Source organism: Agriterribacter humi (assembly GCF_009192765.1).
Lineage (GTDB): Bacteria > Bacteroidota > Bacteroidia > Chitinophagales > Chitinophagaceae > Agriterribacter > Agriterribacter humi.
Genome location: NZ_VOHQ01000002.1, coordinates 665,794 through 690,284 on the forward strand (window position 1 = coordinate 665,794; position 24,491 = coordinate 690,284).

Genomic DNA, 24,491 nt, shown 5'->3' on the forward strand with positions numbered 1-24,491 from the left:
ATGGTTTTATACTGGAACCGGAATTGTTTTATTGCTGTTCATATCCATTTATTTATGCTTCTCGCCGCACGTTATAAGTATTGACAGCATTTATGGTTTTTTAGCATACAAGGGTACTATACAAACCGGAACTTTCAACGTATTGCAGGATGTTTCTACAATCAATGTTGCTGTTATACAAAAGTATTTTGTAGCGTGGTGGTCTCCGGGGCAATGGATGTTTCCGGGAGCATTGAATTATCTGTTTGGGTGGAGATTGGGGATTGGAAGCATTTTAATTACATTTATTTTTTCATTATCAGGACTTTTTGGCTTTTATAAAGTATATAAGTATTTTAAGTTTTCTTCAGCTATTGTTGTTTTTTCTCTTTTGATGATAATTATAAGTGATACCTTCTACACTTCTTTTATTATATATCAGGGAGGGGAAATTTTATCCTTTGGCATATTTCCGTGGTTCTTATATTACCTTCTTAAGCTTCAGAAATATACCTTCAATAATTTATTGGTTGTATTGCTTTTATTTTTGTTGTGCTTCGTTGCCAAAACCACTCTTATTATATACTGTGCTATAGCTATCGCTTATAAAATTTTTAAAAACCCTTTACAACGCCCTTTGTTTGGAATTTTTAAAGCGGGAAAATCTGACAGGAATAATAAGGTCTTTAAGTTATTTATACCATTGATTACAGGAGCAGGATGTATTTATATTTTTTATTTAGATAAAGGGGTAAGGCCATCTTTACTGAATACTTTTCACATGGAGCTTTCAGATTTACTGATCCCTCTATCGGCGCCTTTTTCGGGTATCCTATCTGTTCAGACCAATATTATCAGAGCTCAGAAAATAATTTTTGGAACAGGGGCTTCATCATATTCCGCATTGATCTTCATTTCAGCAATATATGCAATACTGAGTTTTTTGGTTCTCAAGTGTATTTATAAATTTTATAATAGCGAATCATTTACAATTGCTTATAAGCTTGTATCGATTTTTCTCTACGCTGGTCTCGCCTTTTTTTTTATTATTGCATACAGTTTTGATACAAATATTGATAGTAACGTAAGGCATTTTAAACTTCTTGCATTTTTGTTTTTGCCTGGTCTTATATCCATAGTTTTTAATTTGCTGAATGCAAGCGTCTTTAGACTGATCATTTCCCTTTTTGTGATTCATTTTGTGGCTGATTTTATATATCTAAAGGACAAGTGGACGAATGATCGTTATAAAAGCGTAAATTATTTCTATAGAAATTATGATAATCTGGAAAGACAGGATCAAATGGATGAGGATTCTTATCATAAATTGATAGAGCTTGACAGAACAATTCCTTTAATGAGTAATAATAAGCCTGTTCTATTTTTCTTTGAAGGCAATGCAGATATTGCTATGGATATAAAGCATCCTGCTGTTTTTAATACCGAAAAACAGAAATTCAATACTATGCGATATTGGGGCAACAGAGCGCAGGTTTTTCTTTTTTTATCAAAAAACACTTTACATAAAAACCCTGACTTTTGTAAATCTTCATTTCCAGATTACAATGATTTTGTAATAATTGATCAAAATAGCCGGTACGTTATCATGAAGGTAGAATGAACATGTAATTGTTAGAGTATTTGCAAATGTTGCTGTAAGTCAGGAAGCTCCTTTATTTGAATAAGTTTCCCAACTCCATCCCCCTCACCACATATTTCCCTACCATATCAAATTCAATATTCACTTTATCTCCTTTTTTTATTTGCTGCATATTGGTATGCTCAAAAGTATAAGGTATAATAGCTACGGCAAAACTGTTTTCGGTTACATCAAAAGCGGTAAGACTAATACCATTTACGCAAACAGAACCCTTTTCAATGATCAGGGGGGCAAATTTTTCAGGGAAATGAAAACTGCATTTCCAGCTCCCGTTCAGCTCTTCTTTTGCTGTGCAGATGGCAGTAGTATCCACATGACCCTGTACTATATGACCGTCTAAACGGCTATCCGGCCGCAGGCATCGTTCCAGGTTTACTGAGTCGCCCACCTGCAGGTCATTCATATTGGTTTTTTGTAAGGTCTCCTGCACAGCGGTAACCCGGTGGGTTTTATCGCTTATTTCTTCAACCGTAAGGCATACCCCATTGTGCGCAACACTCTGATCGGGCTTAAGTTCGGGACTAAGGGCCGATGCCACCCAAAATATCTTATTTGTGCCTTTGGACGCTATAGAAATAATGCTGCCCGGGGATTCTATAATACCTGTAAACATGACTGCAAATTAGCGTTCCCTTCGGAATTTTTGAATTTGGTTTGGATTTTAGCTTTCTTGTATTATCTTTGCGCTCCTTAAAACTGATAAAGGAGGTATACTACATTATGCTTATTATTGATTCCAAAGATTGCGAAAATATAGACAAGGCGCTTAAAAAGTACAAGAAGAAGTTTGAAAAAGCTAAGATATTGTTGCAATTAAGAGGCCGCCAGTCTTTCACCAAGCCTTCTATCAGGCGCAGGGGAGAGGTACTGAAAGCAATCTACAAGCAGAATATTGCTATTGGTAAGATTGAGATCAAATAGTCCGGGTCTTTATAAATAATTTGAACAGGTAGCTGTAGAGTATATAACTTTATGGCTACCTTTTTTTATGTTTGATCAGCCTCACATTTCACAGGTACAATCCTTTATTGACTACCTCTGTTTTGAAAAGAGATATTCCCAACACACTATTATTGCTTACAGGGATGACCTGGAGCAGTTCTTCACTTATCTTAATAAAGAGTACCCATGTGATAAATTAAATGAAATTTCGTCCTCTTACGTTCGGTCATGGTTGGCCGGGTTAATGAAGCAAGGGCTTACAGGTAAAACAGTAAACCGGAAAATATCAACGCTTAAAGCTTTTTTTAAATATCATTTAAAAACAGGCTTGCTTCAAACTACGCCAATGACCACAATTGTAGCACCTAAGATTTCAAAAAAACTTCCGGTGTTTGTGGAACAAAAGCATACGGAAACACTTTTTAATCATGTAACATTCCCGGAAGGATGGGACGGACGTACAGAAAGGATGATCCTGGAATTGTTATATGCCACCGGTATGCGTTTAAATGAATTGATCAATATTAAAGAAAACCAGGTAGATGTTAACCAACTAAATCTTAAAGTACTTGGTAAAGGGAATAAGGAAAGGATCATTCCTCTTAACGCGGCAATAACGGGTAGCATCACCGGGTATATGCGGGAGAAACGAATTGAACATAAAACATCTGATACAGTTTATCTCTTAGTTAACAGTAAAGGGAAAAAATTATATCCTAAATATGTTTACCTGGTTGTAAAAAAATACCTTTCACTTGTTACCACTGTTCAAAAGAAAAGTCCGCATATTCTGCGCCATACTTTTGCCACCCATCTTACCAATCATGGTGCAGACCTTAATGCAGTAAAAGAGCTCCTCGGTCATTCCAGTCTTGCAGCCACCCAGGTGTATACGCACAACACTATAGAAAAGTTAAAAGAAGTGTATAAAAAGGCGCATCCCAAAGCCTGATGCATTAAGGTATTGGGAATAAAAAAAATGCGTTCGTTTGCAATAAAGTTTTATTTGAAATCTTATATATAAAGGCCTAACTTGAGGTTGTTGCAGCTTTGCAGTTACAGCATAAGTTCTTTCTTTTATTTATATTTTAATTGTTCACAGAAATTAAACTGGATTATCATGAATGTAAACATTCAAACGGTGCATTTTGATGCCGCATCAAATTTGCTTGAGCATGTTAACAAAAAGATCAAAAAACTGAACAATTTCCATGACAGGATCACCACCATTGACGTGTACCTGAAACTGGATAATGTGTCGCACCAGATCAAAGACAAAATAGCAGAAATTAAAGTGAAGGTGCCGCGTTATGCTTTTTTCTCCAAGGAATCCTCCAAGTCTTTCGAAGAATCGTTTGACGCTGCTTTAGATTCCATTATTGAACAAATCAAACGAAAAAAAGATAAACAGATGCAAGCTGCGTAAATAAAAAAGGCCTCTTAACGGGGCCTTTTTTATTTCAATTAACCGCTGTTTCCTACACTCCGGTGTCTGTATTTTCATTACCCGGATGCTCTTCTTAAAAAATTATCTTCATAAATTTTTGCATTTAAAGATTTCCGTTACCTTTGCCTTCCCAAAAAATGAGGTGGTAAGCCTGTTGGGTGTAAAGTTCTTTACAGGATTGAATTTCAATAAAATGCCAGTGTAGCTCAGTTGGCCAGAGCAGCTGATTTGTAATCAGCTGGTCGGGGGTTCGAATCCCTCCACTGGCTCAGGTGTTTAGTATTGTATATAAGACTTAAAAAATAAGCTGTATCAATACTATCCTGTTTGTTTCATATTAGTTGCGTATACGTATTTTGGGCAGATGGCCGAGTGGTTAAAGGCGACAGACTGTAAATCTGTTCTCTCACGAGTACGCAGGTTCGAACCCTGCTCTGCCCACAGTTCTTTAATTTCAAATTTGGAATTTCCAATTTCAAATTATGATTGCGGGAGTAGCTCATTTGGTAGAGCGATAGCCTTCCAAGCTATAGGTGGCCGGTTCGAGCCCGGTCTCCCGCTCAGTAAAATTAGATGACAGTAGTTAACAACGGAAGCTGTCAGCATATAGACAAGCCGTTGTAGCTCAGTGGTAGAGCACTTCCTTGGTAAGGAAGAGGTCAAGGGTTCAATTCCCTTTAACGGCTCTGAAAGGAATTGAAAAGTGATGCAGTTATAGTTCAGTGGTAGAGCATCCCGCTGTTAGGGCGGGAAGGTCAAGGGTTCAATTCCCTTTAACGGCTCTGAAAGGAATTGAAAAGTGATGCAGTTATAGTTCAGTGGTAGAGCATCCCGCTGTTAGGGCGGGAAGGTCAGGGGTTCAATTCCCTTTAACGGCTCTGAAAGGAATTGAAAAGTGATGCAGTTATAGTTCAGTGGTAGAGCATCCCGCTGTTAGGGCGGGAAGGTCAGGGGTTCTCCCGAAGATTCGGGACCCTTTAACGGCTCTGGATTTTAAATGTATAATACCCTTAACCGGGTTTATAATAATATAAAGCAAATCAGTTTGCAGCCTGTAATATAATGTTTGCGGGATGCAGCTACAATTTTAAACCGCAACTTTAAAACAGATAACAGATGTCAAAAGAGACCTTCAAGAGGGACAAACCCCACGTTAACGTTGGAACTATCGGTCACGTTGACCATGGTAAAACTACGCTTACTGCTGCCATTACAGAAGTTCTTTCTAAAAAAGGACTGGCAACGGCAAGAAAGTATGATGACATTGATGGCGCTCCTGAAGAAAAAGAAAGGGGTATCACCATTAATACCGCTCACGTTGAGTATCAAACAGCTAACCGGCACTACGCTCACGTAGATTGTCCTGGTCACGCTGACTATGTAAAGAATATGATTACGGGTGCTGCCCAAATGGACGGGGCTATCCTGGTTGTAGCTGCTACTGATGGTCCTATGCCCCAAACAAGAGAACACATTCTGTTGGCCCGCCAGGTAGGGGTTCCCCGCATGGTGGTGTTTATGAATAAAGTTGATCTCGTAGATGATCCTGAATTACTGGAACTGGTAGAAATGGAAATCCGCGAACTGTTAACTAAAAATGGTTTCGATGGCGATAATACACCCATCATTAAGGGTTCCGCTACAGGTGCTTTGGCAGGTGATGCCAAATGGGTTGGCGCTATTGATGAATTAATGGATGCGGTTGATTCTTATATTCCGTTGCCTCCCCGCCCTGTTGATTTACCATTCCTGATGAGTGTTGAAGACGTGTTTTCAATTACCGGTCGTGGTACAGTTGCTACAGGTCGTATTGAAAGAGGTCGCGTTAAAATACAGGAAGGCGTGGAAATCGTTGGTTTAATGGAAAAACCTTTAACATCTACCGTTACAGGCGTGGAAATGTTCCGTAAACTGTTAGATGAAGGTGAAGCAGGTGATAATGCCGGTTTACTACTGCGTGGTATTGAAAAAAGCCAGATCCGTCGTGGTATGGTTATCTGTAAGCCAGGATCTATTACTCCTCACACCGAATTTAAAGGGGAAGTATATGTGCTGAGCAAGGAAGAAGGTGGGCGTCATACTCCATTTTTCAATAAATACCGTCCTCAGTTCTACTTCCGTACTACCGATGTTACCGGTGAAGTAGAATTGCCTGCAGGAACTGAAATGGTTATGCCTGGCGATAATACATCACTTTCCGTTAAGCTGATTCAGCCCATTGCAATGGAAAAAGGGCTGAAATTCGCTATTCGTGAAGGTGGACGTACCGTGGGCGCAGGCCAGGTAACGGAAATTATAAAATAACCACCTGTCCGTTAATAAACGAAAAAACAGGGAAGGTTTGTATATTTGCAAAGTATCTGGATAGTATCCAGGTACTTTGTTTCTAAATAAGAGGTTCTTTAAATAAAATGCTCTACGGGCATAGTTCAATGGTAGAATAGAGGTCTCCAAAACCTTTGATCAGGGTTCGAATCCTTGTGCCCGTGCTTGAAAAAATAATTTATGAAACGCCCATGTAATTTTTTTCATTACAAAGTAATGTATAAAAGGGCGTTCTCCCGCTGTGCGGGACAGGCGTCTGACAAAAATGTAAAAAATAAACTATACGGATGAATAAAATAAGTGCTTACCTTAAAGATTCATATCATGAATTGATGGAGAAGGTGACCTGGCCCACCTGGCAGCAATTGCAACAGTCTACCACCATTGTTTTAATTGCTACTCTTATAATAACCGCGTTGGTGTGGGTAATGGACTATGCCAGCAATTCGATATTAAAATTTGTTTACTCCTTATTTAAATACTAATGGAAGAAGTAGTTAATGAACAGGAAACCAAATGGTACGTGTTACGTGTAGTGAGTGGTAAGGAAAGAAAGGTAAAAGAATACCTTGACAAAGAAATTGCGCGCAGCGATTGGGGGAAAGTTGTAAAGCAGGTTTTTCTTCCCGTGGAAAAAGTATATAAAGTTCAGAATGGCAAAAAAGTGATGCGGGAACGAAACTTTTATCCCGGCTATGTGATGATTGAGGTAGAACCGGGTAAACTGAACGATGATATCATTTCCACCATTAAAAACACCAATAGTGTTATTCATTTCCTGGGTAAAGAAAACCCCATTGCCCTGCGTAAGGTTGAAGTAAATAAAATGCTGGGTAAGGTTGATGAAATGAGCGATGGCGGTGTAACAATGAGTGAGCCCTTTATTGTAGGTGAAACGATTAAGATTATTGATGGACCTTTTAATGATTTTAACGGTGTTATTGAAGAGGTAAACGATGAAAAGAAGAAATTAAAAGTAAATGTAAAAATATTCGGCAGGGCTACGCCCGTGGAGTTGAATTACATGCAGGTAGAAAAATTAGCCTGATCCATACTTTAGCTTTTTTGAAAATATCAGACCCGCTTTCATGGCGGGTTTTTTTATATGCTGCTACAATCACAATTTCATTACCATACCGCAATATTTCATATATCTTATCGTTTTTTTATATTGGTCACTGGTGCTTGCACCGGTATTTCCAAATTCCAATATTATGAAAAGGGTAACCATTCTGCTACTTACCTCCTGTTGCATTTTTTTTTCCTGCAACAAGGAAGATCATTTTGCTGGTGTTGAAGTTCGCATACATAATGCTACCCCTGTTCAAATAGAAAAATTGGTTATCCTTAGTGCGGGGGGTGAAGTTGTATTTGATATGCTTGCTCCCCGGTTTACTACGGGTTACCGGGCTGTTGCAGCTACGCCTGAAAACCTTGCCTGCATAATGGAAGCAGGAGGTGGCCGGCAACAAATGCTGACCGGAGAAGGGGTAAATATGACTTATAAGGGGTATTACACTTGCAAACTAATATATGATGCTGACGCACAATTGTCTATGCAACTGATTAAAGATTAAACCCATTAAATTCTCTTAATCTTTATTACACCTCCCTAACAAGGAGGTTTTTTAATTATACACCAGAATATCATTTTTTCCACATTCCGGGATACCCGGTTCCATATGTCGGAATAAAAAGCTGTAACTTTGCATGACCTTCAATATATTTCTTCCATTTGCGGGTCACTGTAAGACTGGCGATTCATTAAGAATAATCATATTTTAAAGAAGATCTAAACATTATTAATCTATTTAAGTCATGGCCAAGTACATTTTTGTTACCGGTGGCGTAACATCTTCATTGGGTAAGGGTATTATTTCTGCTTCATTAGCCAAGTTACTACAGGCACGTGGCTTAAAAGTAACCATACAAAAGTTCGACCCTTATATTAATGTAGACCCCGGCACCTTAAATCCTTACGAGCATGGCGAATGCTATGTTACAGAAGACGGAGCCGAAACAGATCTTGACCTGGGCCATTACGAACGGTTTTTGAATATTTTTACTTCACAGGCCAATAATGTTACTACCGGACGCATTTATCAAACGGTTATCAATAAAGAAAGAGAGGGCGCTTACTTAGGTAAAACCGTTCAGGTAATTCCACATATTACCGATGAAATAAAAAGACGGATGTTGTTATTGGGAAATGGTGGATTTGATATTGTAATAACAGAATTGGGTGGAACCGTGGGCGATATTGAGAGCCTGCCGTTTATTGAAGCGGTTCGGCAGCTACAATGGGAATTACCGGATGAAGACTGCCTGGTTGTGCATCTTACGCTTGTACCTTACCTAAAGGCCGCTAAAGAATTAAAAACAAAGCCCACACAACATAGTGTAAAGTTATTGAGTTCGGAAGGTGTTAACCCGGATATTATAGTGTGCCGCACTGAACGTCCGCTAACCCCCGAAATACGCAGGAAGATCGCATTGTTTTGTAATGTAAAGCCTGATGCCGTAATTGAGTCGGCTGATGCACCCACTATTTATGAAGTGCCTTTAACGATGATGCGGGAAAAACTTGACCAGATATGCCTGAAAAAATTAGCTATTCAGCATTATAAAGAGCCGGAACTGGGAAAATGGAAAGAATTTTTGGATAAACTCAAATATCCCAAGAGTAAGGTAAATATTGGTTTAATAGGTAAATACATCGAACTGCAGGACGCTTATAAATCCATACTGGAAGCCTTTGTACATGCAGGCGCCCTGAATGAATGCAGTGTAAATGTGGTTAATATACACAGCGAGTTCATCAGCGATGAAAATGTTACTGAAAAGCTTGGCAACTTAGATGGACTGCTGGTTGCCCCGGGTTTTGGGTTGCGTGGCATAGAAGGTAAAATATTGGCCGTAAAATACGCAAGGGAAAATGGGTTACCCTTTTTTGGTATATGCCTTGGTATGCAAATGTCTGTTATTGAATTTGCCAGGAATGTTTTAAATCTTAAAGATGCACATTCTACTGAAATGAACTCCAATACCACCCATGCGGTCATTGATTTAATGGACGAACAGAAAAAGGTTACTGCAAAAGGGGGCACCATGCGTTTGGGAGCATACCCGTGCGAGTTAAAAGCAGGAAGTCTTGCACAGCAAATATATGGCACAACTTTAATCAGTGAGAGGCACCGCCATCGCTGGGAGTTTAATGATGCCTACCTGCAGGCTTTTGAAGAAAACGGCATGATAGCCAGTGGAAGAAATCCGGAGAGTGGGTTGGTTGAAATAGTGGAACTGGTTAACCATCCATATTTTATCGGCGTGCAGTATCATCCCGAATTAAAAAGCACAGTGGAAAACCCACACCCTTTATTTGTAAGTTTTATTAAAGCTGCCAAAGATTTTGTGGAAGAGAAAAACACCCTGAAAAAGCCCTCCTTACAAAGCGAAATGATTTAACAGGCTTGTTTTTGCCTCTTACCGAAACAATTTGGTTTACACCCTTAAAGTTTATTCAAAGATGTTACCTTTGCCCACTCAAATTTTAAGGTAATATGCAGTTTGATAAAAATGCGATTCTGGGTTTTGTATTGCTCGCTTTAATGTTTCTGGGTTTTTTTTACTTTACACGCCAGGGTCAGCTTGATGTAGAAAAGCAAAAAAAGCATATACAGGATTCACTGGCTGTTCTTCAACCCAAGGTAGACAGTAGCGTAGCACGTGCAGATTCTGTGCAGTTAGCAACCCAGAGCAAAGTGGCTGCAGCAGGGCAGTTTGTAACGGCTGTAAGTGGTGCAGAAAAAGAAACTATACTTGAAAATGATGTGCTTAAAGTTACTTTTACCAATAAGGGAGCGCAACCTAAATTGGTAGAATTAAAGAACTACAAATCCATAGATAGTCAGTCTGTTAAACTTGTACAGGAAGGCTTCGATAAATTAAGCTATCCTGTAAATACGGCTGCCAACCGTTCTATACAGATCAGCGATCTTTATTTTGGCGGAGGGGAAATTACCAAAAACGCAGATGGAAGTCAAACCATAACCTACCAGTTAAAAGATTCTTCGGGGCAGGGCATTCTTCACCGTTTTACACTGCACCAGGAACAATATATGATTGACTGGAGTATTGAAATTGACGGGGTCAATAGTTTGCTTACGCAAAATAGCATCAATCTTTTATGGCAAAATGAAGTAAAGCAGCATGAAAAAGATATTATAACAGAAAAGAGGGAAACACAGGTGGGCTTCTGGACAAAAGATGAGTATGATTATTTTACCCTGGGACGCTCCTCCGAAAAGCAATTTGAAAGTCCCGTTCACTGGCTCAGTGTAAAGCAAAAGTTCTTTAATACAACGCTTATAGCAAAAAATAATTTTAGTTCGGGAAATATTCATTGTACCGAAAGTCACGACTCTACCGGTGTGATCACTGCCGCGTCTGCAAATCTTAAAATAACGCTTCCGGCAGAAAATAAAGCCACTGTTCCGCTCCGGATATATTATGGACCCAACGATTACAAAATTTTAAAAAGTTATGATATCGGGCTTCAGGATGTAATTAACCTGGGGCAGGGGATTTACGCTTTTGTGAAGTATATCAACAAATGGCTGGTGATGCCGGTTTTTGATTTCTTTAAGGGATTTGTGGGAAGCTATGGAATTGTAATTGCACTGCTCACCATATTTATCCGCCTGCTTACTTCACCGTTGGTATATACCAGTTATCTCAGTGGGGCTAAAATGAAAGCCCTGCGTCCTGAGTTGGACATCCTGAAAGCAAAACTGAAAGACGATCAGCAGGCTTATGCTATGGAACAAATGAAAGTATACAGGAGTGCGGGGGTTAATCCTTTGGGGGGCTGTATACCGGCGCTGCTGCAGATCCCGATATTCTTTTCACTATATAGCTTTTTTAATGCTACAATTGAACTAAGGGGACAGAATTTTTTATGGGCCAATGATCTCTCATCGTATGATTCCATTCTTACATTTGGTTTCAATATTCCATTTTATGGCAGTCATATCAGTTTATTCACTATCCTTGCTACTGTAACCAGTCTTTTGATATCTGTATACAGCATGGCTCAAACGCCCAACATGGACAATCCCATGATGAAATACATGCCCTATATTTTCCCTGTAATGCTGCTGGGCATTTTTAACGGATTACCTTCTGCGCTTACCTGGTATTATACGGTATCCAACCTCATCACACTTACCCTTCAGTATGTGATCCAGAATTTTATTATTGACCATGATAAAATTTTAGCCAAACTTGAGTTGAACAAGAAAAAGCCCAAAACAAAAAGCAAGTGGCAGGAGCGGCTTGAGCAGATGCAGGAAACGCAAAAACAATTGCAGGTAAAAAACAAGCAACAGGGTGGGGGAAAGCGGTAAATGAGATGTGAATAGTTGGAACTTAGTGTTTATTATACATAGCATTCTTTTTTTAACATATCTGTTTTTTAACAGGGCAATACAACCTTGCCCTGTATTTTACTATCTTTATCCATATAACCCTTAATAAACAGAATATGTTCAGATACTTGCTTTTTACAGCAACGGCATTGATAACCAGCAATATAACAGAGGCGCAAAAAATACTTTCGGAAGGAACGATTGTATATGATATAACGGTACAAACCGGGAGCAAAGAGCCTCAACTGGCTGATATGTTTGACGGCGTTACTACTACCATATATTTAAAAGGCAGCCAAAGCCGTACAGAAATGATCAGCCCTCTTGGCTCTACAATTACACTTCAGGATGCTAAGAATAATACAGGAGTAGTACTCAAAGAATATGGTAATCAGAAATTGCTGATCCACATGACCAGGCAGGACTGGACCGACCTGAATAAAAAATATGCAGGCATTACTTTTACGCCCCAAAATGAAACCAAAACTATTGCAGGATATACATGTCAGAAAGCAGTGGCCAAATTAAAAGATGGAACCAGTTTTACTGTTTTTTATACAAAGGAACTGATGACAGAAAACAAGGATTATGATTACCAGTTCAAAAATTTACCCGGTCTTCCGCTTGAATATGAATCTGCTGTTGGCAACCTGAAGGTAAAATATACTGCATCAAAAATTGCGTTTGACCCCGTACCTGTTCAAAAATTCAGTATCCCGGTTAGCGGTTACCGTGAACTTACTTACCAGGAAAGTACTAAATTGAAAGGGAATTAGTGCTGCGCAATAACAATAATTGCTAGGAGGGAAATGTTTTAAAAAGTCTCACGAAGCTTTTCATTAACGCAAACGGTCAATACTTTTTACCAATTTCTGATCTTTATATATACCTCTCATAGCGAGTATAAAACATAAGGGGGTCAGGAAATAAAAAGCAGACCACAGGTTGAATGCTCCCTGAACAAATGTTTCAATCTGCATATAATACAACCAGCCCGAAATAATACAAAGCGCCAAACCCGTAAAGCACAGCTTTTGCTGCATCCCCCTGCTCTTATATAAAAATACGGCTACGAAGGCTACCAGCCCTGTTGCAACAGCAGCGATAATCAAAAATAAACTGCTTGTTGCACTAAGCATATTGTATTCATTTATACCGTTTGCTATCTTGTTACCATTATAAATGGGAAAGCGAAGGGTAAGAAAGGAAAAAACAGCGGCAAGTAGCAGCCAGATGGTTTGCATACGTTGTAACATACGGGGTGTGTATTTATTAAAAGAATGGCAGTGTCCTTATTTAGCCTAATCCGGGATATAATGGAAACTGCTGCATAAACCGGTGAACCTGTTCCTGCACCGCTTCTATCTGCTTTACATTTTCCGTATTTGTCAGCACAGTGTCAATCATTTCTACAATCGGTTCCATATGTTCCTCCTGCATCCCCCGGGTAGTAACTGCAGGTACACCTACCCGTATGCCTGAAGTTACAAACGGACTTTTATCATCAAAAGGCACGGCATTTTTATTTAAGGTAATATGAGCCTTATCCAGTGTTTCCTGTGCTTTTTTGCCGGTCAAATTTTTATTCCTTAAATCTATCAGCATTAAGTGATTATCTGTACCATTGCTGATAAGATCATACCCGCGTTTCACAAAAGCTGTAGCCATTGCCTGTGCGTTGCTGATCACCTTTTTTGCATATGCAGTGTAATCATCGGTTAGTATTTCACCAAAAGAAACCGCTTTAGCGGCTATTATATGTTCTAATGGTCCGCCCTGCACGCCCGGAAAAACAGCCAGGTCGAGCAGTGCACTCATTGGGCGTATATTTCCTTTGGGATCCTTTACCCCAAATGGGTTATCAAAGTCGTGGCGCAGCATAATAATACCTCCCCTGGGACCCCGTAACGTTTTATGAGTGGTGGAACTAACAATATGGCAATGTTCAAAAGGGTCGTTTAATAATCCTTTGGCGATCAGTCCGGCCGGGTGGGCGATATCTGCCAGCACCAATGCGCCGATTTTATCGGCCACTTCACGAATGCGCTTGTAATCCCAGTCGCGGCTGTAAGCCGAAGCGCCGCAAATAATCAGTTTAGGCTTTTCTGCCAGGGCAGTAGCTTCCAGTTGGTCGTAATCTACCGTTCCTGTATCTTTTTTTACGCCATAAAACAGGGCCTGGTAGTTCTTGCCACTAAAATTGGCGGGACTGCCGTGGGTAAGATGACCGCCCATGCTAAGGTTCAGTCCTAAGATTTTATCACCCGGTTTTAAGCAGGCCAGAAAAACGGCGGTATTGGCCTGGGCGCCGCTATGGGGCTGCACATTTGCCCAACTGGCGTTAAAAATCTGCTTTAAGCGGTTTATAGCGATGGTTTCAATTTCATCTATTACTTCGCATCCGCCATAAAAGCGTTTGCCGGGGTAGCCTTCAGCATATTTATTGGTAGGAACAGTGCCCATGGCCTCCATTACCTGCAGGGAAGTAAAGTTCTCCGATGCGATCAATTCAATACCGTTGCGCTGGCGTTGCAGCTCTTTATTGATAAGATCAAATATTTGTGTATCCTTTTGCATGGCGCAAAAATAGGGTAACAATCTTGAATTTTACTATTTTCACGTTTTCAAAGCATCAATGTTTTGTATACATGAAAGCAATTATACCCGTAGCAGGGGCAGGCACCAGGCTGCGTCCGCATACATATACCCAACCCAAAGCACTTATTCCCCTTGCAGGAAAAACATTGCTAAGCATTATTGTTGATCAGTTGGCTGAAGCCGGTATTAAAGAGTTTGTTTTTATTATTGGCTACCTCGGGGATAAGATACAGGATTATGTGAAACAGCATTATCCACACCTGCAGTGTCATTTTATTTTGCAAAATGAAAGACAGGGTTTGGGGCATGCCATTTATCTTACCAGAGATATTGTTGCTAAAGATGAAATATTCATAGTGTTGGGGGATACGATTTGCGAGTATGATGTGAAAGCTGTTTTATACAGCGGTGATTCCATGCTTGGCGTAAAAAAAGTGGATGATCCCCGAAATTTTGGCGTTGCCGAAATTGATGAAAATGGTGTTATTACCAAAGTGGTGGAAAAACCGCAAATACCTAAATCCAATATGGCGCTTGTGGGCATCTATAAAATAAAAGATACAGGTTTCCTTTTTTCCTGTCTCGAAACCAATATCAGCAGAGGGATAAAAAGCAGGAATGAATACAGCCTTACCGATGCCCTTGAATGTATGATAACGAGCGGGGCGGACTTTAAATCGTTTAAAGTGCAAAACTGGTTCGATTGCGGGCGAATAGATACCCTGCTGGAAAGCAATGCTACCCTAATGAAAAAGCTGGGAGGTAAAATAGCTCCGGATCATATTTTCGAAAATGTAATTATTGTACCTCCTGTCAGCATTGGCAGCGGGTGCGAGATCAGCAATGCGATCATAGGACCTAACGTGGCAATTGGCGAGCAGGCAAAAATTGCTTATTCCATTATAAAGGATTCTATTATTGGAGATTTCGCCAGTTTATTTGATGTTGTATTGCATAAGTCGCTCATTGGAAGTGATACCGAAATTAAGGGTGAAACCCGCACTTTGAACATTGGTGACAACACACAAATTGATTTGGGATAAATAGCAAAGAACCAAATCACAAATAGCAAGAACCGAACCTTCCTGCCGGCAGGCAAGCCTGCCCGTTGTGGCGGATACATATCTTAAATCCGAAGCCGGAAATCCGAAATTCGAGGGAATACAAAGCACCAAGAACCAAATAAAATTCAAATTTCAAATCCGAAGCGAAAATCCGAAATCCAAACGGATTCAATCTCAAATCTAAGATCTCAAATTTCAAATTATTAAGTCCGAATTCGGAAATCCGACAGGAATTGCAACGATAAACTATCAATCACTAACTATAAACTTAATCCATCCATTATGCCTCCCTTTTCCAACCGCATCACCCGTCTTTTCAATATTAGCTATCCCATTATACAGGCAGGCATGGTTTGGGCAAGCGGGTGGAGGCTGGCATCGGCGGTAAGCAATGCCGGGGGGTTGGGTTTAATTGGCAGCGGCAGCATGTACCCCGATGTGCTGAGGACCCATATTCAAAAATGCAAAGCAGCTACCACAAATACGTTTGGCGTAAACATTCCCTTGTTATATCCCGGTATTGAAAAGCACATACAAATTGTAATAGAAGAAAAAGTGCCTGTAGTTTTTACATCCGCCGGCAATCCTGCAACATGGGCGGGCACATTAAAAGATAAAGGTATTATTGTGGTGCACGTGGTAAGCAGCAGCAAATTTGCCCTGAAAGCGGAATCCGCAGGATGCGATGCAGTGGTTGCCGAGGGTTTTGAAGCTGGTGGACATAATGGGAGAGAGGAAACTACCAGTATGGTATTGATACCTGCTGTTTGCAATGCTGTAGCTATTCCGGTAATAGCCGCAGGCGGCATTGCTACCGGGAGACAAATGCTGGCAGCAATGGTGCTGGGCGCTGAAGCTGTACAGATAGGCAGCCGGTTTGTGGCCAGCGTGGAAGCATCTTCGCACATTAATTTTAAAAATGCAATTGTACATGCAACAGAAGGAGATACCATGTTGTCATTAAAAAAGGTAGTACCGGTAAGATTGCTGAAAAACAAATTTTTTGAGGAGGTTCAGGATGCGGAAAACCAAGGAGCAGAAAGCGACATATTAAGGGAAATATTGGGTAAAGGCAGGGCAAAAAAGGGAATGTTTGAAGGCGATCTGGAAGAGGGGGAACTGGAGATTGGTCAGGCAAGTGCACTCATCAGTGATATTCTTCCCGCCGCCAGCATTGTGAAGAATATTTACCGCGAATTTGGTTTGGCTATTGCAAATCCTGTAAAAAAAATATAATTTAATGGTATGAAACCGAAATCCGTTTTTCTTTCAACTTTGCTGGTCTTTTCTTTTTCGGCTGCAATAGCCGATCCGGGAGTTCCGGAGAAAGGAGTTGAAGAAGAGATGGTAAGCGGGATGGTGATGGACATGGATAGCAAGAAGCCTTTAAGGGATGTGAATATTACCGCTATTCTTAACTCCAAACGGGAGAAAATTGCTTTAACAGATATGAACGGGGGGTATAGTTTTATTATGCTTAAGCCCGGAACGTATAAATTGGTTTTTGAAAAAGAAGGGTATAAAAAAGTAATCAAAGAAAGGGTACTGGTGAAAAATAAAACTTCATTGCAGCTTAATATAGAAATGCCCGAATTCGTTCCTTTTTCCGAACGTGGACCATCCGCCTGGCATTTTTTTGATTATTAATAATGCTTTCTTATCAGCATGCTTTTTGTGTTTCTTTCATTTTACTTTCGCATCAGTTTATGGCTTCATATCCCACACCAATGCACTGGCGCCTAAAATAGCGGCATCAGCTTCCTTGAGTTCACTGAAAATAAGTTTTACTTTATTTTGAAATATAGGAAGGAGGTTTTTCTCCATATGCTCTTTGGTGGGCTTAAGAATCAGATCGCCGGCTTTGGTCATTCCACCGAATAATATAATTGCTTCGGGCGAAGAAAACATTACGAAGTTAGCAAGCGCCATGCCTAATATCATGCCGGTATATTCATACACTTCCCTTGCTATAAGATCGCCCTGTATGGCACAATCATATACTATCCTTGAATCAATTTCATCGGTGGGATAATTTCTTAGCAAGCTATCCTGTCCATGTCGTTGTTCAAGGAATTCTCTTGCCGTATTGGCTACACCCGTGGCGGATGCATAACTTTCCAATGAACCATGCATGCCGGTACCCGGGTGCAGTCGTCCGTTAGGTATGATCATGGTGTGCCCTAATTCTCCGGCAAAGCCATCATGCCCGTACATTAAATGCCCGTTTGCTACAATACCGCTTCCAACGCCGGTGCCTAATGTAATCATAATAAAGTCTTTCATCCCCTTGGCGGCGCCATACATCATTTCTCCTACTGCTGCGGCATTGGCATCGTTGGTTAATGCAGCCGGTACTCCAAATGTTTCAGTCACCATACTGGCAAGCGGGATAATGCCTTTCCATATCAGGTTAGGAGCATACTCTATTGTACCACTGTAAAAATTTCCGTTGGGAGCGCCTATGCCTATGCCTTTAATACTATCTATGCCGCCTACCTGCTCTATTGCAGGTTGCAGCGCCTCGTGCAGTTCGATAATATAGTCTTCTATTCTCGTATGTTTCCTGCTCGAAATAGCGCCACGGTATAATGTATCTCCCCTGTGATCAACAATGCCAAAAACGGTATTCGTTCCACCTATATCAATGCCAATTGCGTATTCCTGTTTCATGTGTAATAAAGTAATAAATATTTATTCCTGCTGTTAATACCGATGTGTTTATTAATGTCCGCCACCGCTGTCAAGCGCACTGTAATCAATACCCTGCGATTTTAAAACGGATTTTACACGGAAAGCATAAAAAGTAAGATAAACAAAACATAAAACTGCTACCCAGTAAGACTGGTGAATACCAACCACCGGAATATCAGCAAGTTTTCCCTGCAATGGCGGAATAATAGCGCCACCCAATATCATCATTATTAAAAAAGCAGAACCCTGTGCGGTGTATTTGCCCAGACCCGCAGTGGCCAAAGAAAAAATACTGGGCCACATAATAGAACAAAATAAACCGCCGCTTAAAAAAGCATAGGTTGCCGGTTTGCCTGTAGTAAATAAGCCTATAAGCATAGCAATTACGCCTAATCCTCCAAATATCATGAGGGTTTCGGTAGGTTTTTCCTTGCCCAGGAAAAAGCCCCCTATCTGGAAAACTATAATACCCGCGTATGCATACAGGGGAGTGAAATCATTACCTGCAATAAGGTTTGCCGCAATCACAACGCCAAAGGCTAAATAGGGAACAATAATCCATAAAATAGTACGTGTTGAGCGCGTGGGATTAAATACCGTAATAGCCCCCGTCCATCTTCCAATCATCAAGCTGCCCCAGTATAACGATATAAAAGGAGCAAGCTGTTTTTCATGGTATCCTCCAAAATCGGGATGTTTTAAAAGTTCGCCTAAATTGCTCTGAATGGTTACTTCAACGCCCACATATAAAAAAATAGCCAGCATGCCCAATACGAGCTGGGGATATTTCATAGCGCCCCAACCCGATGGTTTTTTTTGTGCACTGGCATTAGCAGTAAAAAAGCTAACCACCATAAAAATCAATCCAGCTACAAGCAGCCACATATTGCGGACACTTACTTCAGGGCTTAATTTTTCATTGACAGGCAAACCACGGTAACTGGCAAAAATAATTCCGAATATCACCATCATCACCAGGGTAATAACAATTAAAAGCCACATGGCTTTTGGAGCGTGCTCAAAACTGTCTTCTTCTTTTACATTGGGCAGTTTTTTACTGGTTGCAAACAATAATGCCGAAAGCAGAAATAGCGCCCCAACCGCTATGTATAACCAGTTCATAGAGCTGATAGATGCATTTTCAATATCCGTTTCACTTATGGAAGCATGTCCGAATAAAGCCAGCGCTACAGCTATTGGGCCTATTGTTGTGCCAAAAGAATTAACGCCACCCGCAAGGTTCAAACGGTGCGATCCTGTTGTAGGGTCGCCTAAAGCAATGGCAAAAGGATTAGCGGAAGTTTGCTGAAGTGAAAATCCCAGGCCGATAATAAAAAGAGAGATCAGCACACCCGAAAAACCACCAAAGTTAAAAGATAGCAACATCAGCACAGCTCCTACAACACTGGTAAGCAAACCGTAGATTATACCGGTTTTCATGCCCCAGTGATTCATGATGTCTTTATTTTTTACTGCCGATGCTACAAACAAACCCAATGCCCCGATATAATAAGCGCCATAAAAAGCAAAGTCAATCAACTGGCTTTGAAACTGGTCGAGTTGAAAATAATGCTTGCAGAAAGGAATAAAAATACCATTACCGGCAGCAATAAATCCCCAAAAAAAGAATACGATCACCAGTATACTCAATGCGCTGGTATTGGTAGGTTGCTTGGTTTGAGCCATTTTTTAGCGTTAAGGTGGTAAATATAAGAACAGGGAGTGAAATTAAATCATAACAACCGTTTGCAGCAAAAAAAATCGCAAATGGGGTTGCTATTCCCAATATGTTTGTTAAGTTCGGGAAATTTTATACAAACATGTCTACAGCCATTGGTCTTCAACCCGCCGCTGCCCGTAAAAGCTACATTTCATCTATCATTATTATTGGGGCTTTATTCTTTATTTTTGGATTCGTTACCTGGATCAATGGAATATTAATTCCTTACCTCAAAATTGCCTGTGAACTGGAATCCACTACCCAGTCTTTCCTGGTTGCTACCGCTTTTTTTATCGCATACTTTGTAATGTCTATTCCTTCATCGTATGTACTAAGGAAAACCGGGTATAAAAAAGGGATGTCTCTGGGGCTTCTCATTATGGCTGTAGGGGCATTGGTTTTTATACCTGCAGCACAGTCGCGCAATTATAATCTTTTTTTATTCGGACTGTTTGTGATCGGAACAGGGCTTGCCTTATTGCAAACCGCGTCAAATCCCTATATATCCATTATTGGGCCTATCGAAAGCGCTGCTTCCCGGATAAGCATAATGGGGATATGTAATAAATTGGCCGGCATTATTGCAAGTTTAATATTCGGCTTTATTGCATTGAAGGATGCAGATGCACTTACCGAAAAATTAAAATCAATGGATGTTGCTGCTAAGGCGGCGGAACTTGATCAACTGGCTGCCAGGGTTATCAATCCATACATCATTATAACCATTGTATTGGTAGTACTTGCAATCGCTGTGTATTTTTCTTCGTTACCCGATATTAAGGATGACGGAGATGCAGATGAAAATACTGCTTCGGTTGCAAACGGAGGAAAAAAGAATATTTTCCAGTTCCCACATTTATTTTTGGGCGCCTTAGCCATGTTTTTATATGTAGGAGTGGAAGTAATGTCAGGAGATACTATAATCAGCTACGGGCACGCTCTTGGAATTGAAATGGCAAAAGCGAAATTCTTTACATCGGCAACACTGGTTTGTATGCTGATCGGTTATATACTTGGAATTTTTGCTATTCCGAAGTTGCTATCCCAGCAAACCAGCCTGAAGATTTTTTCAGTTATAGGCGTAGTATTTACCGCTGTTGCCTTACTAACCACTGGTTTTACATCTGTATTGTTCATTGCTTTACTGGGCTTTGCCAATTCTTTATTATTCCCCGCAATATTTCCACTTGCCATAAGCGGACTGGGCAGATTTACCAAATTGGGTTCAGGCATTGTTGTAATGTCGTTTGTGGGAGGAGCCATTTTACCATTGGTATATGGCGCAATGGTAGATAGCGGCACGCAGCAGGCTGTGGCTAACGGTGTGGCTGAAGGAACCGCACATGCTTTTGCTGCCCGCAGCTCTTACTGGTTTATGATACCATGCTATCTTTATATATTGTATTATGGTATCAGTGGTCATAAAGTGGGCTTAAAAAAAGTTAGTAAAACGACCATTGCGTAACCTGTTTTACCGTCAATTGTAACAAAACAGTAAGCAGCAAAGTTTGAAATGTATTTATCATAAATTATAGAAAGGACACGGATAAAATATATTTTATCCGCGTCCCTGAATGTGGGAGCAATATTTTTTTCTTTTCCCGCTTGTATAAATCAAAAACCTTCCTATATTCAATCAAAGAACCCGCTCACCGAATTTAAACAGGATGGAAATAATACATGTTAGTGCCGAGTGTTACCCGGTTGCTAAGGCAGGTGGCTTAGGAGATGTTGTTGGGGCACTGCCTAAATACCAGAACGAACTGGGGCATATCGCCAAAGTGGTAATGCCCATGTACAAAACAAAGTTTTTAATAGATAATGTATGGGATGTTGTACATAAGGGAAGAACGAATATCGGCGACTACTGGTTTGATTATACTGTTATTAAAGAACAAACCAACAAGCTGGGTTTTGATTTGTACCTGGTAGATATTAATGGTTTATTAGACAGGGAAAAAGTATATGGATATAATGATGATACCGAAAGATTCACTGCTTTCCAGGTAGCGGTTGTAGACTGGATTGCGGTATGGGCGCACCGTCCGGATGTAATACATGTACATGATCATCACACCGGGTTAATTCCGTTTATCATTAAGCATTGTTATAAGTATCAGCATTTACACGAAATTCCTACAGTGCTTACCATACACAATGCACAGTACCAGGGAACAATGGGCTGGGACAAAAGTTATTTGCTGCCGCCATGGGATAGCTGGAAGTGGGGAATGCTGGACTGGAAAAACAACATTAATCCGTTGGCATCAGGTATAAAATGTGCCTGGAAAGTAACTACAGTAAGTATGAGTTACTTGGATGAGCTGCGGCAATCTGCTAACGGGCTGGAAGCCCTTTTTGAATATGAAAGAGGAAAATGTACGGGTATTTTAAACGGTATTGATACAACGGTGTGGGACCCGCGAAATGATAGCTATCTTGAAGATCACTTTAGTATTGAGTCTGTAGCCGAAGGCAAAGCAAAAAGCAAACGCCGCCTTTGTGAAACCTTTGACCTGGATTTCGATAAGCCGCTGATCGTTTTTATTGGCAGGCTGGTAGGCGAAAAAGGAGCCGATATACTCCCTTCGGCTATTAGTGACAGTTATTATTATATCGGCCGGAAAATGAATTTCCTGATACTGGGCAGCGGTTTCCCGGAAGTGGAAGCGCAACTCAGCCTGTTACAGAAACTGGCGCAAAAGGATTATAACGTTTATATCGGGTATAATGAATCACTGAGTCATCTCATGTATGCCGGAGCGGATTATTTACTGATGCCGTCAAGAGTGGAGCCCTGCGGGCTCAACCAGATGTATGCTATGCGTTATGGAACGATACCTATGGTACGCCGTACAGGCGGATTAAAGGATACGGTAATAGATCATGGTGAAAAAGACGGCTATGGTATTGTATACAACTGGGCTTCTGTTGGAGATATTACACACAGCATCTGGCGGGCGATAGATTTGTTTGAGGACCAGGAAAAAATAAATGAAGTAAGAGAAAGGATGATGCGACTGGATTTTAGCTGGCAGCATAGCGTTCAGCAGTATCTCAGCCTGTACGAAGAACTATTGCAGGAGGAAAATGAAGCGCCCGTAAAAGAGGATGCGGTTAAAGAATGATTTTAAAATTTATTCTTCATAATTAATTATTTGGGCTATGAAAAAGAGTGTGATCGCTGTTATATTGGGAGGCGGTGCAGGTACCCGTCTTTCCCCGCTTACCGCTACCCGCAGCAAGCCTGCTGTGCCTATTGCCGGTAAATATCGACTGGTAGATATTCCCATCTCTAATTGTCTTAATTCTGATATCGGCAGAATGTATGTGCTTACCCAATTCAATTCCGCATCTCTTAACAAGCACATCAAAAACACGTATCATTTCAGTATTTTCAGTAAAGCATTTGTAGACATATTGGCCGCTGAACAAACGCCCGACAACCCGGGCTGGTTCCAGGGAACGGCAGACGCAGTGCGCCAGTCCTTACGTCATTTGCAGCAACAGGAATTTGATCATGTGCTTATTCTGTCCGGCGATCAGTTGTACCAGATGGATTTCAGTGAAATGCTGCAAAGCCATATAGACAAAGAAGCAGACATCTCCATAGCCACCATACCTGTTGCGGCAAGGGAGGCGCCGGAATTTGGTATTCTTAAAGCAGATGAGGATCATTATATAACCTCATTTATAGAAAAGCCAAAGAAAGATTTATTGCCGGATTGGACGAGCGATACCGGTGATGAAATGCAAAAGTCCGGCAGAATATACCTGGCTTCTATGGGTATATATATATTCAACCGTAAACTGCTGTTTGATATGCTGCTGGATGTACATAAAGATGCCACAGATTTCGGCAAAGAAATTATTCCGGATTCCATCAGTACCCATAAAGTAGTAAGCTACCAGTACGACGGGTATTGGACCGATATTGGAAATATCTATTCTTTTTTTGAAGCCAACCTGGCGCTTACGGACGATATACCTCCTTTCAACCTCTTTGACAATTCAAAATCGGTATACACACGGCCGCGGATGCTGCCGCCAGCCAAAATAAGTGGTACTACATTAGAGAGAACCATTATTGCCGAGGGTTGCATTATTAATGCTTCACGTATTGAAAACAGTGTAACGGGTATCCGTACCCGCATTGGATACGGATCAACCATTGTAAGCACTTATATTATGGGGAGCGATTATTATGAAACCTTAGAGGAAATGAAAAATGCTGCACTGCGCGGCCTGCCCAAAATGGGTATTGGTGAAAGATGCTATATCCGGAACGCCATTATTGACAAGAACTGCAGAATTGGAAATGATGTGCGGATCAATGGAGGAACACACATGCCCGATTCTGATCATCCTTTGTATACGGTAAAGGATGGCATTGTGGTCGTGAAGAAGGGTGCTATATTGCCTGACGGGTTTGTGATTTGATAGGTTTGTTACAGGTTACAGGTCTCAGGTTTCAGGGCAAGATACGTGTGCTTGACCTGCAACTTGCTACCCTGCGACTTGTAACCTGGAACCTGAAACTTGTAACCGTACTCTGCAACCTGCAACTTGCCACCCTGTAACCTGCACCCTGTAACTTGTAACCGTACTCTGCAACCTGCAACTTGCCACCCTGTAACCT

General features: G+C 40.8%; 22 protein-coding genes, 8 tRNA genes and 1 pseudogene. 26 read left to right on the top strand and 5 right to left on the bottom strand.

Annotated features, from left to right (window positions below):
- The first annotated feature begins 142 nt into the window (after positions 1–142).
- Positions 143–1,600 carry a hypothetical protein gene (locus FRX45_RS05790; protein WP_152267441.1) on the top strand — a complete coding sequence of 486 codons (1,458 nt, stop codon included), beginning with the start codon at positions 143–145 and terminating at the stop codon, positions 1,598–1,600.
- Between the two features lie 52 nt (positions 1,601–1,652).
- Here FRX45_RS05790 and FRX45_RS05795 read toward each other — a convergent pair whose 3' ends face one another.
- Complete coding sequence (locus tag FRX45_RS05795; protein ID WP_152267442.1) at positions 1,653–2,252, bottom strand: riboflavin synthase; 600 nt, start codon at positions 2,250–2,252, stop codon at positions 1,653–1,655.
- A 107-nt stretch (positions 2,253–2,359) separates the two neighbouring features.
- Between FRX45_RS05795 and rpsU the strand changes: the two genes are divergently transcribed.
- The 19 genes and pseudogenes from rpsU to FRX45_RS05885 all read left to right on the top strand — a co-directional run bounded on the left by rpsU (position 2,360) and on the right by FRX45_RS05885 (position 12,555).
- On the top strand, positions 2,360–2,560 hold the full coding sequence (rpsU, locus tag FRX45_RS05800; protein WP_152267443.1) for a 30S ribosomal protein S21: 201 nt from the start codon (positions 2,360–2,362) through the stop codon (positions 2,558–2,560).
- 67 nt (positions 2,561–2,627) lie between these two features.
- Positions 2,628–2,888, top strand: a pseudogene (locus FRX45_RS23470) (site-specific integrase); the annotation flags it as partial.
- Positions 2,889–2,927: 39 nt separating this feature from the next.
- Positions 2,928–3,533 (top strand): tyrosine-type recombinase/integrase, encoded by a 606-nt coding sequence (locus FRX45_RS05805; RefSeq protein ID WP_226805034.1) that lies wholly within the window; start codon positions 2,928–2,930, stop codon positions 3,531–3,533.
- 168 nt (positions 3,534–3,701) lie between these two features.
- Positions 3,702–4,007 (top strand): ribosome hibernation-promoting factor, HPF/YfiA family, encoded by a 306-nt coding sequence (gene hpf, locus FRX45_RS05810; protein ID WP_152267445.1) that lies wholly within the window; start codon positions 3,702–3,704, stop codon positions 4,005–4,007.
- Between the two features lie 216 nt (positions 4,008–4,223).
- Positions 4,224–4,297, top strand: a tRNA-Thr gene (locus FRX45_RS05815).
- 89 nt (positions 4,298–4,386) lie between these two features.
- Positions 4,387–4,469: transfer RNA gene (locus FRX45_RS05820), tRNA-Tyr, on the top strand.
- Positions 4,470–4,516: 47 nt separating this feature from the next.
- Positions 4,517–4,589, top strand: a tRNA-Gly gene (locus FRX45_RS05825).
- Positions 4,590–4,642: 53 nt separating this feature from the next.
- Positions 4,643–4,714 (top strand) — tRNA-Thr (locus FRX45_RS05830).
- Between the two features lie 22 nt (positions 4,715–4,736).
- Positions 4,737–4,810, top strand: a tRNA-Asn gene (locus FRX45_RS05835).
- 22 nt (positions 4,811–4,832) lie between these two features.
- A tRNA-Asn gene (locus FRX45_RS05840) sits at positions 4,833–4,906 on the top strand.
- A 22-nt stretch (positions 4,907–4,928) separates the two neighbouring features.
- Positions 4,929–5,014 (top strand) — tRNA-Asn (locus tag FRX45_RS05845).
- A 130-nt stretch (positions 5,015–5,144) separates the two neighbouring features.
- Positions 5,145–6,332 (top strand): elongation factor Tu, encoded by a 1,188-nt coding sequence (gene tuf, locus FRX45_RS05850; RefSeq protein WP_152267446.1) that lies wholly within the window; start codon positions 5,145–5,147, stop codon positions 6,330–6,332.
- A gap of 114 nt (positions 6,333–6,446) precedes the next feature.
- A tRNA-Trp gene (locus FRX45_RS05855) sits at positions 6,447–6,517 on the top strand.
- A 123-nt stretch (positions 6,518–6,640) separates the two neighbouring features.
- Positions 6,641–6,838 carry a preprotein translocase subunit SecE gene (gene secE, locus FRX45_RS05860; RefSeq protein ID WP_152267447.1) on the top strand — a complete coding sequence of 66 codons (198 nt, stop codon included), beginning with the start codon at positions 6,641–6,643 and terminating at the stop codon, positions 6,836–6,838.
- Positions 6,838–7,401: a transcription termination/antitermination protein NusG gene (gene nusG / locus FRX45_RS05865; RefSeq protein WP_152267448.1), complete on the top strand. Its 564-nt coding sequence runs from the start codon at positions 6,838–6,840 to the stop codon at positions 7,399–7,401. Before secE ends, nusG begins: the two co-directional genes overlap by 1 nt.
- Positions 7,402–7,567: 166 nt before the next feature.
- Positions 7,568–7,930, top strand: a complete 363-nt coding sequence (locus FRX45_RS05870; RefSeq protein ID WP_152267449.1) for a hypothetical protein — start codon at positions 7,568–7,570, stop codon at positions 7,928–7,930.
- A 241-nt stretch (positions 7,931–8,171) separates the two neighbouring features.
- Positions 8,172–9,818, top strand: a complete 1,647-nt coding sequence (locus FRX45_RS05875; RefSeq protein WP_152267450.1) for a CTP synthase — start codon at positions 8,172–8,174, stop codon at positions 9,816–9,818.
- Between the two features lie 95 nt (positions 9,819–9,913).
- A complete protein-coding gene (gene yidC / locus FRX45_RS05880; RefSeq protein WP_152267451.1) occupies positions 9,914–11,758 on the top strand; it encodes a membrane protein insertase YidC in 1,845 nt (614 codons plus the stop codon).
- 137 nt (positions 11,759–11,895) lie between these two features.
- Positions 11,896–12,555, top strand: a complete 660-nt coding sequence (locus tag FRX45_RS05885) for a hypothetical protein (RefSeq protein WP_152267452.1) — start codon at positions 11,896–11,898, stop codon at positions 12,553–12,555.
- A gap of 63 nt (positions 12,556–12,618) precedes the next feature.
- On the opposite strand, the gene FRX45_RS05890 is transcribed toward FRX45_RS05885, so the two are convergent.
- Both FRX45_RS05890 and FRX45_RS05895 read right to left on the bottom strand, forming a co-directional pair.
- Positions 12,619–13,035, bottom strand: a complete 417-nt coding sequence (locus FRX45_RS05890; protein WP_152267453.1) for a DUF4293 domain-containing protein — start codon at positions 13,033–13,035, stop codon at positions 12,619–12,621.
- Between the two features lie 40 nt (positions 13,036–13,075).
- Positions 13,076–14,356 carry a serine hydroxymethyltransferase gene (locus FRX45_RS05895; protein ID WP_152267454.1) on the bottom strand — a complete coding sequence of 427 codons (1,281 nt, stop codon included), beginning with the start codon at positions 14,354–14,356 and terminating at the stop codon, positions 13,076–13,078.
- A 71-nt stretch (positions 14,357–14,427) separates the two neighbouring features.
- Between FRX45_RS05895 and FRX45_RS05900 the strand changes: the two genes are divergently transcribed.
- The 3 genes from FRX45_RS05900 (at position 14,428) to FRX45_RS05910 (ending at position 17,088) form a co-directional block, all read left to right on the top strand.
- Positions 14,428–15,420 (top strand): sugar phosphate nucleotidyltransferase, encoded by a 993-nt coding sequence (locus tag FRX45_RS05900; protein WP_152267455.1) that lies wholly within the window; start codon positions 14,428–14,430, stop codon positions 15,418–15,420.
- A gap of 303 nt (positions 15,421–15,723) precedes the next feature.
- Positions 15,724–16,677 (top strand): NAD(P)H-dependent flavin oxidoreductase, encoded by a 954-nt coding sequence (locus FRX45_RS05905; protein ID WP_152267456.1) that lies wholly within the window; start codon positions 15,724–15,726, stop codon positions 16,675–16,677.
- Between the two features lie 9 nt (positions 16,678–16,686).
- Positions 16,687–17,088 (top strand): carboxypeptidase-like regulatory domain-containing protein, encoded by a 402-nt coding sequence (locus tag FRX45_RS05910; protein ID WP_152267457.1) that lies wholly within the window; start codon positions 16,687–16,689, stop codon positions 17,086–17,088.
- Between the two features lie 57 nt (positions 17,089–17,145).
- Here the strand turns inward: FRX45_RS05910 and FRX45_RS05915 are convergent, their stop codons facing one another.
- Positions 17,146–18,111: an ROK family protein gene (locus FRX45_RS05915; protein WP_193311602.1), complete on the bottom strand. Its 966-nt coding sequence runs from the start codon at positions 18,109–18,111 to the stop codon at positions 17,146–17,148.
- 51 nt (positions 18,112–18,162) lie between these two features.
- The gene (locus FRX45_RS05920) at positions 18,163–19,818 is read right to left on the bottom strand and encodes an MFS transporter (protein WP_152267459.1); all 1,656 of its coding nucleotides are present in this window, start codon (positions 19,816–19,818) and stop codon (positions 18,163–18,165) included.
- A 134-nt stretch (positions 19,819–19,952) separates the two neighbouring features.
- Here FRX45_RS05920 and FRX45_RS05925 point away from each other — a divergent pair, with 134 nt between their 5' ends.
- From FRX45_RS05925 to FRX45_RS05935, 3 genes are all read left to right on the top strand, one after another.
- Positions 19,953–21,317: a sugar MFS transporter gene (locus FRX45_RS05925; RefSeq protein WP_152267460.1), complete on the top strand. Its 1,365-nt coding sequence runs from the start codon at positions 19,953–19,955 to the stop codon at positions 21,315–21,317.
- A 202-nt stretch (positions 21,318–21,519) separates the two neighbouring features.
- Complete coding sequence (locus FRX45_RS05930) at positions 21,520–22,980, top strand: glycogen synthase (protein ID WP_152267461.1); 1,461 nt, start codon at positions 21,520–21,522, stop codon at positions 22,978–22,980.
- A 37-nt stretch (positions 22,981–23,017) separates the two neighbouring features.
- A complete protein-coding gene (locus FRX45_RS05935; protein WP_152267462.1) occupies positions 23,018–24,292 on the top strand; it encodes a glucose-1-phosphate adenylyltransferase in 1,275 nt (424 codons plus the stop codon).
- The last annotated feature ends 199 nt before the right edge of the window (positions 24,293–24,491 follow it).